The 13,392-nt window shown below is 68.6% G+C and carries 10 protein-coding genes; 7 read left to right on the top strand and 3 right to left on the bottom strand.

The features are described from left to right. Positions 1 to 147 precede the first annotated feature (147 nt). On the top strand, positions 148 to 2,292 hold the full coding sequence (locus tag AB0B50_RS16700) for a family 20 glycosylhydrolase (protein WP_362331374.1): 2,145 nt from the start codon (positions 148 to 150) through the stop codon (positions 2,290 to 2,292). A gap of 109 nt (positions 2,293 to 2,401) precedes the next feature. Here the strand turns inward: AB0B50_RS16700 and AB0B50_RS16695 are convergent, their stop codons facing one another. Further along, a complete protein-coding gene (locus AB0B50_RS16695; RefSeq protein ID WP_362331371.1) occupies positions 2,402 to 3,847 on the bottom strand; it encodes a regulator in 1,446 nt (481 codons plus the stop codon). A gap of 218 nt (positions 3,848 to 4,065) precedes the next feature. On the opposite strand from AB0B50_RS16695, the gene lipB reads away from it, so the two are divergent. The 4 genes from lipB to AB0B50_RS16675 all read left to right on the top strand — a co-directional run bounded on the left by lipB (position 4,066) and on the right by AB0B50_RS16675 (position 7,227). Next, positions 4,066 to 4,929 carry a lipoyl(octanoyl) transferase LipB gene (lipB, locus tag AB0B50_RS16690; protein ID WP_362331368.1) on the top strand — a complete coding sequence of 288 codons (864 nt, stop codon included), beginning with the start codon at positions 4,066 to 4,068 and terminating at the stop codon, positions 4,927 to 4,929. Between the two features lie 121 nt (positions 4,930 to 5,050). Then, the gene (locus tag AB0B50_RS16685; RefSeq protein ID WP_362331365.1) at positions 5,051 to 6,016 is read left to right on the top strand and encodes a lipoyl synthase; all 966 of its coding nucleotides are present in this window, start codon (positions 5,051 to 5,053) and stop codon (positions 6,014 to 6,016) included. A 269-nt stretch (positions 6,017 to 6,285) separates the two neighbouring features. Next, the gene (locus tag AB0B50_RS16680; protein ID WP_055697444.1) at positions 6,286 to 6,489 is read left to right on the top strand and encodes a hypothetical protein; all 204 of its coding nucleotides are present in this window, start codon (positions 6,286 to 6,288) and stop codon (positions 6,487 to 6,489) included. Positions 6,490 to 6,519: 30 nt separating this feature from the next. After that, positions 6,520 to 7,227: a DUF4191 domain-containing protein gene (locus AB0B50_RS16675; RefSeq protein ID WP_362331362.1), complete on the top strand. Its 708-nt coding sequence runs from the start codon at positions 6,520 to 6,522 to the stop codon at positions 7,225 to 7,227. 108 nt (positions 7,228 to 7,335) lie between these two features. Here AB0B50_RS16675 and AB0B50_RS16670 read toward each other — a convergent pair whose 3' ends face one another. Beyond that, on the bottom strand, positions 7,336 to 7,803 hold the full coding sequence (locus AB0B50_RS16670) for an RDD family protein (protein WP_362331359.1): 468 nt from the start codon (positions 7,801 to 7,803) through the stop codon (positions 7,336 to 7,338). A 237-nt stretch (positions 7,804 to 8,040) separates the two neighbouring features. Here AB0B50_RS16670 and glnA point away from each other — a divergent pair, with 237 nt between their 5' ends. Continuing rightward, entirely contained in the window at positions 8,041 to 9,450 is a 1,410-nt protein-coding gene (gene glnA, locus AB0B50_RS16665) for a type I glutamate--ammonia ligase (RefSeq protein ID WP_362331683.1), read from the top strand. Positions 9,451 to 10,262: 812 nt separating this feature from the next. Continuing rightward, positions 10,263 to 11,819 carry a hypothetical protein gene (locus AB0B50_RS16660; RefSeq protein WP_362331356.1) on the top strand — a complete coding sequence of 519 codons (1,557 nt, stop codon included), beginning with the start codon at positions 10,263 to 10,265 and terminating at the stop codon, positions 11,817 to 11,819. A gap of 187 nt (positions 11,820 to 12,006) precedes the next feature. Here the strand turns inward: AB0B50_RS16660 and AB0B50_RS16655 are convergent, their stop codons facing one another. Beyond that, on the bottom strand, positions 12,007 to 12,969 hold the full coding sequence (locus tag AB0B50_RS16655; protein ID WP_362331354.1) for a hypothetical protein: 963 nt from the start codon (positions 12,967 to 12,969) through the stop codon (positions 12,007 to 12,009). Positions 12,970 to 13,392 lie beyond the last annotated feature (423 nt).

Genomic DNA, 13,392 nt, shown 5'->3' with positions numbered 1-13,392 from the left:
CCTGCAACTCCCCTTGCCACATGGGTAGTACGCGGTTACGGTCCCACCCGGATCGCCCCCGGATCACCAAGCAGCGGGAGGACCGACGTGCGTCGCACCTTGCCGGTGATATCGCTCATCCTCGGCCTATTCATGGGAGCTGTAGCCTTGCCCTCGGCTCAAGCCGACGCTCCGCGCAAGGAGCCCGCCGGGGCACAGGACCCGCCGGACGTCGTCCCCCGCCCCACCGACTGGACCACGTACGAAGGCCGCACCTCGCTCACCCGCGCCACCCGCATCCTCATCGACCCGCGCACCGCCCGGTCCACCGCGCTACCCTCCGGCCGCGCCGAACTCCCGGGCCCCGCACGGCAGTCCGTACGACAGCTCGCCACCCAGCTGCGTACGGAGATCGAGCAGATCACCGGCATCTCACCGCGCGTCACCAGCGGCGCCCGGCCCGCCCCCGGCGACATCGCGCTCACCCTCACCGACCGCGGCGACCCCGGCGCCGAGGGCTACCGCTTCGACAGCAGGGGCCCCGTCCGCATCGAGGCCGCCTCCACGCACGGCCTGTTCTACGGCACCCGCACCCTGCTCCACCTCCTGCGCGCCACCGCCGACGACCACCGCGAGGTGCCCCGTGCCACCGCCGACGACCGGCCCGCGCAGCGGATCCGCATGGTCCACCTCGACGCGGGCCGCAAGTACTGGCAGCTCCCGTACCTGGAGAACCTGATCCGCAGGATGGGCGACCAGAAGCTCAACACGCTCCTGCTGCACCTCTCCGAGTCCGAGGGCTTCCGCCTGTACAGCCCGAAGTTCCCCGGCCTCGCCGACCCCGACCACAGCTACAGCCGCGCCGACATCGAGCACCTCAAGGCCTTCGCGGCCCGTCACCACGTCCAGCTGATGCCCGGCCTCGAACTCCCCGGCCACGCCACCGTGATCAGCGAGGCCTTCGGCATCGGCTTCGGCTCGGGCCCGGACCCGTGCACCCCCGCGCACACGCACTCCCACCTCACGCCCGACTGGATCATCGACATGACCAGCGAGAAGGCGGTCGCGAAGTCGAAGGAGATCGTCGCCGAGTTCGCGGGCTGGTTCGACGCGCCGCTCTTCTCGATCGGCGCCGAGGAGGTCCCGGGGCAGCTCGCCGAGTGCCCGCGCGTGAAGGACTACCTGGCGTCGGCCCCCGACGTCTCCACCCTCGGCGACCTCCTCAACCGCTACATCAACACCCTGGACGACGTGGTCACTTCGCGCGGCAGGCGCACCGCCGTCTACAACGGCTCCGAGCACCTGCCCGCGCCCCAGCAGCGGGTGCACTCCCCCGTCGTCTTCCTCACCTGGGAGGGCACGAGCGCCGAGCCCGCCGTCCCCGGCCACGACGAGATCGCGATCGGCCCGTTCTACGACACCCCGAACAACTACCACCACAAGTACCCGGACGAGCCCTGGATGTACGACAGTTGGGCACCGAACACCGCCCCCGACATGCTCGGCTCCGGCGTCACGAACTGGGCCGACTACAACTTCTGGGCCGACGACGGCTACTTCGAGCAACACATGGCGGGCGCCCGCGCGATCCTCGCCGACCGCGCCTGGAACAGGTCCGCGACGCCGGACACGCTCGCCGACTTCCGCTCCCGCGCCGCCCGCGTCGGCGATCCCCCCGGCACCACCCCCGCACCCGTGCCGCCGCGCGTCGAGGGACGCCCCAGCCACCACTGGACCTTCGACGACGCGTCGTACCCGAGCGGCTGGACGTACGCGGGCAGCCCCGGCAACACGATCCTCGCCGAGGACAAGGCCGGTGACCTGCCCGGCACTTCGTACATCATCGACAACCCCACCCCCGTGCCCGGCGTGCTCGGCCAGGCCTGGCGGTTCGACTCCGACCGGGACGGCGTGGGCTTCGGCGGCCTGGACCTCGCCGAGCCCTGGACGGTCTCGGTCCGGGTCCGCGCCTCGTCCCGGACCCCCGACCAGGTCCTGCTGAGCTCCAAGACGGGCGCCCTGAAGCTGATGCAGCACGGCACCGGCAAGGTCGGCTTCACGCGCTACGGCACGGCGGACCACAGCTTCGACCACACCCTGCCGCTGGACCGCTGGACCCGGCTGACCTGGGTCGCGACCAAGGGGCACACCACGTTGTACGTCGACGGAGAACGGGTGGGATCGGTGCCGGCGTCGATCCCGCTTCCCCTGCGGTCCATCGGCACGGAGTCCGCGAGCCTGCGGGGTGACCTCGACGACCTGATGACATGGGACGAGGCGTTGAGCCCCGAGGAGATCGCGCGCCTGGGGTGAGGGTGGAGGGACCGGACTGGCCCAGCCCGGTCCCTCCACCCCCCCCTGCCTCAACGGCGCTCGGCCACGACGGCGCGGCCCGGCGGTGCCGAACCCACCGCGAGGACGGCTACCCCAGCGCCGCGACCCTGTCGCGATACCCCCGCACCGGCGCCGCGTCCCGGTACGGCTCGAGCCGCCGCTCGAAGTCACGTACGTACTCGTGCGCCCGCGCCGACCGCATCTCCCCCGCCGCTTGCGCGGCCTCCGCGCCCAGCTGACAGGCCTGTTCCAGCTCGCCGAGGCCGAGCCTCGCCGTGGCGAGCACCACCCGGCAGAACAGGCGGCTGCGCGCGAAGGCGGGGGCGCGCAGCTGGAGCGAGCGCTCGGCGTGCTGGGCGGCGGCACGGTACTGCTGCAGATCGCGGTAGCTGTGCCCGAACTCGTCGGCCAGCTGGGCCTCGTCGAAGAACCGGGCCCAGTGCGGCACGTCGTCCCCGGGCCGCGCCGCTTCGAGCGAGCGCTCGGCTCGGACGAGGGATGCCGTGCAGGCCCGCACCTCGCCGAGCACCCCGTGCCCGCGCGCCTCCGCCGCGTACAGCAGCGACTGCACCACGGGCGGCGCCGAGGAGCCGACGCCCTGCTGGGCCACCCGCGCGAGCTGCACGGCCTCGCGCCCGTGCCCGAGGTAGACGGCCTGGCGGCTCATCGTGACCAGGACATAGGAGCCGTAGGCCCGGTCGCCCGCCGCCTGCGAGAGGCGCAGCGCCTGGACGTAGTACCGCTGGGCGAGGCCGTGCGCCGCGATGTCGTACGAGGTCCAGCCCGCGAGGCGGGTCAGATCCGCGGCGGCCGCGAAGAGCCGCCTCCCGGCCTGTTCGCCGTAGGTGCCGCGGAGCATCGGCTCGGCCTCGTGCTCCAGGTAACGGACGAGGGCCTGGCGGGCGTGGCCGCCGCCGTACGCGTGGTCGAGCGCGCGGAACAGCTCGCCGACGGAGCGCAGCGCCGCGATGTCACCGCTGGTGACCCGCTGTCCCGGCCCGCGGTCGGAGCCCTGCCGCTGGCGGGGCACCGCGGGGCGCCCCTGGACGGGCACGCGCGTGTGCCCGGGGTCGGGCTCCCCGCGTCCGACCCGTTCGTCGGCCCGTCCGATCAGCCAGTCCCTGCTGGGCACCACGAGCCCGGCCGGGGTGAAGGCGATCTTCCGCAGCTCCGCGTGGCTCCCGGAGTCCTTGCGCCACAGCCCTCCGACGATGTCGACGGCCTCCTCGGGGGTCGCCGCGAACTCGAGACCGGCGTACACCGGCGCGCACGCGTCGAGCCCGAGATCCTGGGCGGAGAGCCGGCGCCCGAGCCGTCTGGTGAAGACCTCGGCGATCAGCGCGGGTGTGGTGCCTCTCGGCTGCTGGCCGCGTAGCCAGCGGGTCACCGATGTCTTGTCGTAGCGCAGGTCGAGCCCGTGCTCGAGGCCGAGCTGGTCGACGCGGCGCGCGAGGCCCGCATTGGAGAACCCGGCTTCCGAAATGAGCGCGGCGAGCTGGCGGTTTGGGGTGCGCTGCGGGGGTCGTTCCGTCATCAGCGGTGCGGTCTCCTGCCTTCCGGGCCCTGCTTTGAACAGCCCTTATGGCCTCGTGAACGGCGCGAATGTAACGGCCATCACAGCCTCCATCGCCGCCTTCGCCCCTCATTCATCCGATCGTGTGAGGAACCCGGGCTGGAGTTGCCGCCCCAGGGGGCCCGTACAGTGGCAGAGGCGCGATATGTGCACGGTGAACGTTCAGGGAGGCACCTGCCGTGAGTGAGTTTCGGTTCGTCCGACTGGGCTTCGGCCCGGACGCCGTGGAGTACCAAGAGGCGTGGGACGAGCAGCGCCGCGTGCACGCCGCCCGGTTCGCCGACGAGGTCCCGGACACCTGCCTGCTCCTCGAGCACCCGCCGGTCTACACCGCGGGCCGCCGCACCGAGGACAGCGAGCGCCCGCTGGACGGCACCCCCGTCATCGACGTGGACCGCGGCGGCAAGATCACCTGGCACGGTCCTGGACAGCTGGTGGGCTACCCGATCCAGAAACTGCCGCGCCCGGTGGACGTCGTAGCACACGTACGCCGCCTGGAAGAGGCACTTATCCGTACGTGTGCGGAGTTCGGCCTGCAGACCACGCGCGTCGAGGGCCGCAGCGGCGTGTGGGTCCTCGGCGATCCCGTGGAGCAGCGCCCGCTGCTCGGCGGGCTCTCCCTGGACTTCGACCCGCGTCTGCAGGACGACGAGTTCGACGCCCGGTTCAACGGCCCGGAGTACGCCCCGTCCAACGCGGGCCAGCGCCGCGAGGACCGCAAGATCGCCGCGATCGGCATCCGCGTCGCCAAGGGCGTCACGATGCACGGCTTCTCGCTGAACGTGAACCCGGACAACACCTGGTTCGACCGGATCATCCCGTGCGGCATCCGCGACGCGGGCGTGACGTCCCTCTCGTACGAGCTGGACCGCGAGGTCACCATCGCCGACGTGCTGCCCGTCGTGGAGCGGCATCTGCGCGACATCCTGGAGAACGCCGAGCTCAAGCCGCGCGAGATCGAGACGCAGGACGACGCGGGGACCGCGGCCACGTCCACGGCGCAGCCCGCACCCTCGTCCGCGGCGCAGCCCGCGACCGCCTGACGAGACACCCGGGGCTCGGGGGAATGCACCCCATTGGCCAGAGGTTGGCCAGAAGTAAGCCCAACGACATCACGGGCGTACCCTGGTGTGCGCCGAAGAATCGAAGCTACAGGGAGCCGATGTGTCCGCAGTCGCACCCGACGGACGCAAGATGCTGCGCCTGGAGGTCCGGAACAGCCAGACCCCCATCGAGCGCAAGCCCGAGTGGATCAAGACCCGGGCGAAGATGGGCCCCGAGTACAACGCCCTGCAGAAACTCGTGAAGAGCGAGGAGCTGCACACGGTCTGCCAGGAAGCGGGCTGTCCGAACATCTTCGAGTGCTGGGAGGACCGCGAGGCCACGTTCCTCATCGGCGGCGACCAGTGCACCAGGCGCTGCGACTTCTGCCAGATCGACACCGGCAAGCCGCAGGCGCTCGACCGTGATGAGCCGCGCCGCGTCGGTGAGTCCGTCGTGAAGATGGACCTGAACTACGCCACCATCACCGGCGTCGCCCGCGACGACCTGGAGGACGGCGGCGCCTGGCTGTACGCGGAGACCGTGCGCCAGATCCACGCGATGACGGCGGAGCGCGAGGCCGGCTACACCAAGGTCGAGCTGCTCATCCCCGACTTCAACGCCGACCCGGACCAGCTGGCCGAGGTCTTCTCGTCCCGCCCCGAGGTCCTCGGGCACAACGTCGAGACGGTGCCGCGCATCTTCAAGCGCATCCGCCCCGGCTTCCGGTACGAGCGCTCGCTGGAGGTCATCACCAAGGCCCGCGAGGCCGGACTTGTCACCAAGTCCAACCTGATCCTGGGCATGGGCGAGACCCGCGAGGAGGTCAGCGAGGCGCTGCGCCAGCTGCACGAGGCGGGCACCGAGCTCATCACCATCACCCAGTACCTGCGCCCCACGCCGCGCCACCACCCCGTCGAGCGCTGGGTGAAGCCGGCCGAGTTCGTGGAGCTGAAGGACGAGGCCGAGGAGATCGGCTTCTCCGGCGTGATGTCCGGGCCGCTGGTCCGCTCCTCGTACCGCGCGGGCCGTCTCTACCAGATGGCGATCGAGAAGCGCGGCGCGTACGTGGCCTCGCAGGCCGTGTGACGCCGCGAGCCGCCCGCGTGTGAACCCACGGGTCCGCCCGCGTGTGAATCCGCGCACAAGCAGCTACCAGTCGGTAGTGGCCGTAATGACGCGGCCCGCACGATCCCCGCAGGTGAAGGGGACCGTACGGGCCGCGTCAGCGTTTTGGGCCGGAGCATCAAGGTTTCATCGGTGTTTGACCGGTCGGTCACGCCCTGGTAACACCAATCAGTGACCCTGGAATTACCGCTCGCACATCCCTACCCATAGCCGCTTTCAGGAGGGGCCCCATGCAGGCCGCGCCCGTTCGCGCCACCGCCATCCCGTCCGTCACCGACGCCCTGCGGGCCGTCGAGTCGCTGCTCATGAGCGGCGGCCAGCGCACCGCACGCCGCAACGCCTGGACTTCCGTGCTCGAGGACCGGCGCCGCGCCAAGGACCGGGTCGAGGCGCTGCGCGTACTCGAAGAGGCCGTGGCAACCCGCACGTCGTAGTCGCTTCCGGGGGCACGTAGACTTCACGACATGGCGAGGAAGGAAACCACCGCGGCGGATGCGGCCGCGGAGCCAGGGCGACTCAAGCAGATCGCTCTGACCTACAAGATGACCCGGCGGGCCGACTCCAAGATCGGTCTCATCATCGCGGCTGTGGGAATCGTCACCTTTGGCGTCTTCCTCGCGATCGGCTTCTGGATCGGTCACCCGGTCTACCTGGGCATTCTCGGATTCCTGCTCGCCTTCCTCGCGATGGCGATCGTCTTCGGACGCAGGGCCGAGCGTGCGGCCTTCGGCCAGATGGAGGGCCAGCCCGGCGCGGCCGCCGCGGTGCTCGACAAGATCGGCCGCGGCTGGACCACGACCCCCGCGGTCGCGATGAACCGCAGCCAGGACGTGGTGCACCGCACCGTCGGCAAGGCCGGCATCGTCCTGGTCGCCGAGGGCAACCCGAACCGCGTGAAGGGCCTGCTGGCCGCCGAGAAGAAGAAGATGGCCCGCATCGTGGCGGACGTCCCCGTGCACGACGTCATCGTCGGCACCGCGGAGGGCACGGTCTCGCTGAAGAAGCTGCGTACGACGCTTCTGAAGCTCCCCCGCGTCCTCACGGGCCCGCAGGTCACGGCCACCAACGACCGGCTGCGCGCGATGGGCGACCTGATGTCGAACATGCCGCTGCCGAAGGGTCCGATGCCCAAGGGCATGCGGATGCCGCGCGGCGGCCCGAAGGCGAAGTAAGGCCCGCTTCCCCGTCTCTACGTCGACGAAGGCCCCGGAACCGATCGGTTCCGGGGCCTTCGTCTTCGTACGTCTTGCTGTGATCGCTGTACGTCTTGCTGTGATCGCTCAGATGCGGATCTGCACGGCGCGGGCGAGGCGGTCGTGCAGGCCGCGGCCGTCGCGGTCCCAGATCAGGGCCGGGATGGCGACGCAGAGCAGGACGCTGCGGACCAGGACCTTGAGGGCGCCGAGCCTGCCGCCGCCCTCGGCGACGACGCGGAGCCTGAAGAGCGCCTTGCCCGGGGTGCAGCCGACCGTGCCCACGGTCAGGACGCTCATGACGAAGAAGATCCCGAGGGCCCAGTTGCCCATCGCCTGCTGGTCACCGCGGGCGAACAGGCCGTATGCGATGAGCATGCACAGGCCCCAGTCCACGGCGATGGCGCCGATGCGGCGCCCCGGGCGCGCGATCGACCCCGGCCCCTCCTCGGGCAGGCCGAGCTGCTCGCCCCGGTACCCGAAGTCGACTCCGGCGTCCTCCGCGGCCGCGCGCGGTCCCGACAGCCACGATCCGATTGCTTGCCTGTTGTCCACCCGTCCACGGTACTGCGCCCCTTTTCGTACGGGGACGGGCGGGGTCGTACGTGACGGACACAGCGGAGGCCGTGGCACGGCCCGGGGCACCCGGGCCGGTTAACTTCGGCGAAACAAATGGGTCATGCTTGAGAAATCCACCGTCCCTATGGTCGGGTCCCAGCGTGTGCCACCGCACTGGCCGCACCACGAGATGCAACCCTTCCCGCCCCGGGCGGGAGTAGGAGGAGTTGGATGTTGTTCCAGAACGCCGACGACGCGAAGAAGTTCATCGCGGACGAGGACGTCAAGTTCATCGACGTCCGCTTCTGCGACCTGCCCGGTGTGATGCAGCACTTCACGATCCCGGCGGCGGCGTTCGACCCGGACGAGGAGCTGGCCTTCGACGGTTCGTCGATCCGTGGCTTCCAGGCCATCCACGAGTCCGACATGGCGCTGCGCGCCGACCTGTCGACGGCTCGGGTCGACCCGTTCCGTCGCGACAAGACCGTCAACATCAACTTCTTCATCCACGACCCGATCACGGGCGAGCAGTACAGCCGTGACCCGCGCAACGTGGCGAAGAAGGCGGAGGCGTACCTGGCCTCCACCGGCATCGCGGACACCGCGTACTTCGGCCCCGAGGCAGAGTTCTACGTCTTCGACAACGTCCGCTTCCAGACGTCGGCGAACGAGAGCTTCTACCACATCGACTCCGAGGCGGGCGCCTGGAACACCGGTGCGGTCGAGAACAACCGCGGCTACAAGGTCCGTTACAAGGGCGGCTACTTCCCGGCCCCGCCGGTCGACCACTTCGCCGACCTCCGCGCCGAGATCTCCCTCGAACTCGACAAGAACGGCCTCCAGGTCGAGCGCCAGCACCACGAGGTGGGCACGGCGGGCCAGGCGGAGATCAACTACAAGTTCAACACGCTGCTCGCCGCGGCCGACGACCTGATGCTCTTCAAGTACATCGTGAAGAACGTCGCCTGGCGCAACGAGAAGACCGCGACCTTCATGCCGAAGCCGATCTTCGGCGACAACGGCTCGGGCATGCACGTCCACCAGTCGCTGTGGTCCGGTGGCGAGCCCCTCTTCTACGACGAGCAGGGCTACGCGGGCCTCTCGGACACCGCGCGCTACTACATCGGCGGCATCCTCAAGCACGCCCCGTCGCTGCTCGCCTTCACCAACCCGACGGTGAACTCGTACCACCGCCTGGTCCCCGGCTTCGAGGCCCCGGTCAACCTGGTCTACTCGCAGCGCAACCGCTCCGCGGCCATGCGCATTCCGATCACGGGCTCGAACCCGAAGGCCAAGCGCGTCGAGTTCCGCGCGCCCGACCCGTCCTCGAACCCGTACCTCGCCTTCTCCGCGCTGCTCCTCGCGGGCCTGGACGGCGTCAAGAACAAGATCGAGCCGGCCGAGCCGATCGACAAGGACCTCTACGAGCTCGCCCCCGAGGAGCACGCGGGCGTCCCCCAGGTCCCGACCTCCCTCCCCGCGGTCCTCGACGCCCTGGAGGCGGACAACGAGTACCTGCAGGCGGGCGGCGTCTTCACGTCCGACCTGATCGAGACGTGGATCGACTACAAGCGCACGAACGAGATCGCCCCGATCCAGCTGCGGCCGCACCCGCACGAGTTCGAGCTGTACTTCGACATCTAAAGACGCCGCAGGTCAGAGCGGGTTTCCGCTCTCCTGGGCCGATTGTGGGCCGTCGGCCGTGTTCCTCCGCCTCTGGGGGGCACGGCCGACGGCTGGTTGAGCGCCCCGAGTGCTGGGCTGTATTGGCCCCGCCGCTTGAACGGTCAGAGTGCGAGTTCTGCACGGTCCCGGAAGACGTCCGTCTTCGCCATGGCGCTGGCTCGTGCCGCGGATACCTGCTCTTCCCTCGTGGCGGCGCTGCTCGAACGTGCCTGCTGTCTCCCTGCAATTGCTGCAGTCGCCCACAATCGCCACGGTTCCTGAATCCATGTCATGCAGTGGCTATGTGAGGTCTGACGAGGCATTCATGTGGCCCTACCACCGCGAAAGGTCTGCAGACCGGCGGCACACCAACGCTGCACCCCACACGTTCAGGCGGCGACTGGGCGCCCTTCACCGCTGTCGTCTCTTCGCGCGCGGTGCCCCGCAGGCGGAGTCGAAAAGAGAGAAACGACAGGGACTTACTGTCGAGTCCGCCCAACACGCGTACACGCACTCGGCCCCGCCCCTCTCCCGAGCGAGGGCACAATCAGAGGGGACGACTCCGACCAGGTCGCCTTCCAGTGGTGCTGGAATGAGGTATGTCCACACCACCGGCTCAATGGTCAGCAAACGCTCAGCAGTTGTGGCACGCAATGCGCACAGGCGTTGCTTTGGATCTCGGCGCGGCTGCGCCGGGGAGCGCCAGCCAGGTACCTCGCTCTGCGAACCGAGAGATCGCAGCGGAGGCCATAGCCTCTCTCCTGCTGCAGCCGCCTCCTCCAGAACCAGGCGTGGTATCGCAGTTACGTCTGATCGGAGCCACCGTCACGGGAAAACTTCGGTTGCCCTACTCGACCGTTGAGATCCCTGCGGCTCTCATCGACTGCCGCTTCGAAGCGGCAGTCGACCTGAGCGACGCGTCGTTCCGCGCTGTCGACCTCACCGGATCCCTTCTTCCTGGCGTGAGCGCGGACAGGCTGAAGGTGGAAGGCGATCTAGTACTTACCCGGACGATCAGCGGCATTGTCTCCCTGTCCAGGGCTGACGTCATCGGCGACGTGTGGCTCAACGGTGCCGTGCTCAGCAATGAAGGGCGCGGCTATGCCTTGCGCGCGCCCCAGCTACGCGTCGGCGGTGGACTGTATGCACGGTCCGTCAGCGCTTCCGGCGGGCTCAACCTATGGGGCGCTCAGGCTTTCACGCTTGAGGTGGCCGATGGGCAACTGAGCAACGCCACTCATGCGGCTCTTCGCTGTGATGGTCTCCAGCTCGCACAGGACCTTCATTGCGTAAGGCTGTCCGTTGACGAGGGCGGTATCTCTCTGTTCGGAGGAGTGATCGGAGGTCAGTGCTGGTTCAACAACGCCGAAATACAGAGCGCCACCGGCTGGGCAATCAACGCCCCGTCATTGAGAGTCGGCGGAGGCGTCTACGGCCGTGGCATGACAGCTCACGGCGGTGTCAACCTGTTCGCCGCCACCATCGGCGAATCGCTGGAACTGTCCGGCTGCGCCCTCTCGGCCCGTCGCCGTCACGCACTGCGCGCCCCAGGAGCTCGTGTCGAGGCCAATCTCCAGTTGGGCAAGGGAGCAACCATCGTGGGAACCGTCGCCCTGCCACGTGTTGAGATCAAGGGAACGCTGCAGCTGGCCGGCTCCACGTTCACCGACGCGTCAACCATAGATCTACAACGTGCGACCGTGGGTGCCCTGGACATGACGTCGCTCGACACTCTTCCCTTGGTGTTTGACCTGCGCGCTGCGTCCATCGGACGGATCGAGGATTCCCCCGCCTCATGGCCATCGCGGATCGAACTGGACGGACTGACCTATCAAGACCTCCGCCCCGTACTGCCGGCTGACCAACGTCTGGCATGGCTCGATCGCAGCGACAGCTACACCCCCCAAGCGTACGAACGACTGGCCACCCACTACCGGCAGCTCGGCCACGACGACGACGCCCGATCCGTGCAGCTCGCCCGGCACCGAAAACGCCGCATTTCCTCACGGCCCCCTGCCCGACTGTGGGAGTACTTCGAGGACCTCACCGTCGGCTACGGCTACCGCCCAGGGCGCGCCCTCGGCTCCCTCTTCGCTCTCACCTCAGTCCTCGCTGTCATCTTCACGGCAATACCGCCACAGCCCGTCCGGAGCAACGGTCCGGCCTTCCAGCCCGTTGCCTTTGCCCTCGACCTCATCCTGCCTGTCCTCGACCTCGGCCAGGAGAAGGCGTTCACCCCATCCGGCACCACCGTGTGGGTCGCCTGGGCAGGTGCCCTAGCCGGTTGGCTTCTGGCCACAACCGTCATCGCCGGCCTCACCCGGCGACTTTCCCGCTCTGGCCACTGAACTCACCGCAGGTCGGAGGGGAACTCAGTCCGCATACTTCGACACCTAGGAAGCAGAGCCCGAAACTCAACAGGCAACAGCGGACTACGGCTAGCGTTGGCTCCACCCGGGCGCGTCGAGCCAACACTCATTTTGGCCTCACGAGATGGCTGTTTGTTCGGGCGACGGAAATAGTCCGACGACGAAGCTAAGCCGTCGGTGGCTCGGGAATGCGCCAGGTGATGCGGAACCGCTGGTCCGGTGGAAGCCCGAATCTACCCACCGGGCCAATCGTCTTGATGAGATAGCCGAAGACCTGCTGCTGGGCCTCCTCGGAAAGTTCGTGCCAAGTCTCCGGAGACGCAATCATGACCTCCCTCATCAAGGACGCATCCGATTCAGCCTGCAGCATCGCGATGCGGTCCTCACGGTCCATGGTCTCGTCGGCGTGCATGGCGCTGACCGACCGCTGGAGGAGGTTTGGCTCCACCGCCAGACGCTGAAGCATCCGCTCGCAGCCGTAGCGGAAGGCCGTATGCCTTTCGACCGCTTCCTGGTCGGGATAGTGGTAGCCGAAGGGGCTGCCCTCTTCGGCGCCCAGGTAGTCGCCCTTCAGGGTTCGCAGGAGAGCGCGCAGGGCGAACTCAGCGCCGTTCTCCTCGATGAGGCGGACACCGACCTGCACCCATTCGTCCTCCGAGATCGCAGGCTCGTGCGGCACCGCAAGCGAGGGGGCGATCTCAATGGCATTGAATGGGTTGATCATCATGCCGACGACCGCCTCAGCGGTCCACCGCCCATCATCCGTGCCCCACCCCTGCGACAGCGCCAGTTCCCGGGCCGACTTCATGCCACCCGGCTCGCCCTCCCGCATTGCACGCCACAGAGGCAGGAACCGTGCCACCTCAGCCGTCGGGTCCCGGGGCGGATCGACGCAAGCTGCGGCGAGCACCGCCACGATCGACTGCACAGTTTCCCAGCGCGGAACGCTTAGGCCCTTGAGGGTCGTACGGACTCCCTCGTGGCTGACGACCGCCGGGAGGTCACCCTCAGCGATGAGAGCGCTCACCTTCCGCATGCCGGGGTGCCCCGCTGCCCGGTGGAGTTCTTCTAGGGCACGCACCAGTTCCTGGTGGGCTTCGTTGGAAGGAGAGGCGGTGTTGGTGGTCACGAAACGGTAGATCCTTTCGGCGTTGCAGACGGCAGTCCTGAGGGCTGTCAGATAGCGCCAAAATCGTAGAAGTCGCAGGCGAAGCACCACATGTCAGATTGCGCCAACTTCCTGGGCCTAGGCGTCAAACGACGACAAGCCCTCGGAGACGGCCCGGAGCATGGATGCAGCGTCGTGAGCGAACCGGCGCCTCAATGGCCTCAATAGAAGGAGTTGCCTGTGCACATCCCTGGCTATGCCCGTGCCATGATCCGGTCCGCACTGCCGTCCTTCCCCACCTCTCGCCAGGTGGGGGCGCTGGATTGCTGCCTCTGCGACGAGCCCTTCGAAGATCGGCTTCCGGTACCACTCGGGCCAACCCCTGAGTCAGGACTGTTCGGCTGCCACCCCTGTCTGACTCGCTTGGTTTCCCGGGCACGGCGG

Source organism: Streptomyces sp. NPDC041068 (genome assembly GCF_040647455.1).
In the GTDB taxonomy this organism is placed as follows: Bacteria; Actinomycetota; Actinomycetes; order Streptomycetales; family Streptomycetaceae; genus Streptomyces.
Note: the sequence above shows the minus strand (reverse complement) of the source record. Positions and strands in the feature narration are given on the sequence as shown.

Bases quoted from the DNA above. Each gene is read 5' to 3' on its own strand.
- AB0B50_RS16695 (WP_362331371.1), bottom strand. From the start codon at position 3,847: ATGACGGAACGACCCCCGCAGCGCACCCCAAACCGCCAGCTCGCCGCG.
- AB0B50_RS16675 (WP_362331362.1), top strand. From the start codon at position 6,520: ATGGCGAGGAAGGAAACCACCGCGGCGGATGCGGCCGCGGAGCCAGGG.
- AB0B50_RS16680 (WP_055697444.1), top strand. From the start codon at position 6,286: ATGCAGGCCGCGCCCGTTCGCGCCACCGCCATCCCGTCCGTCACCGAC.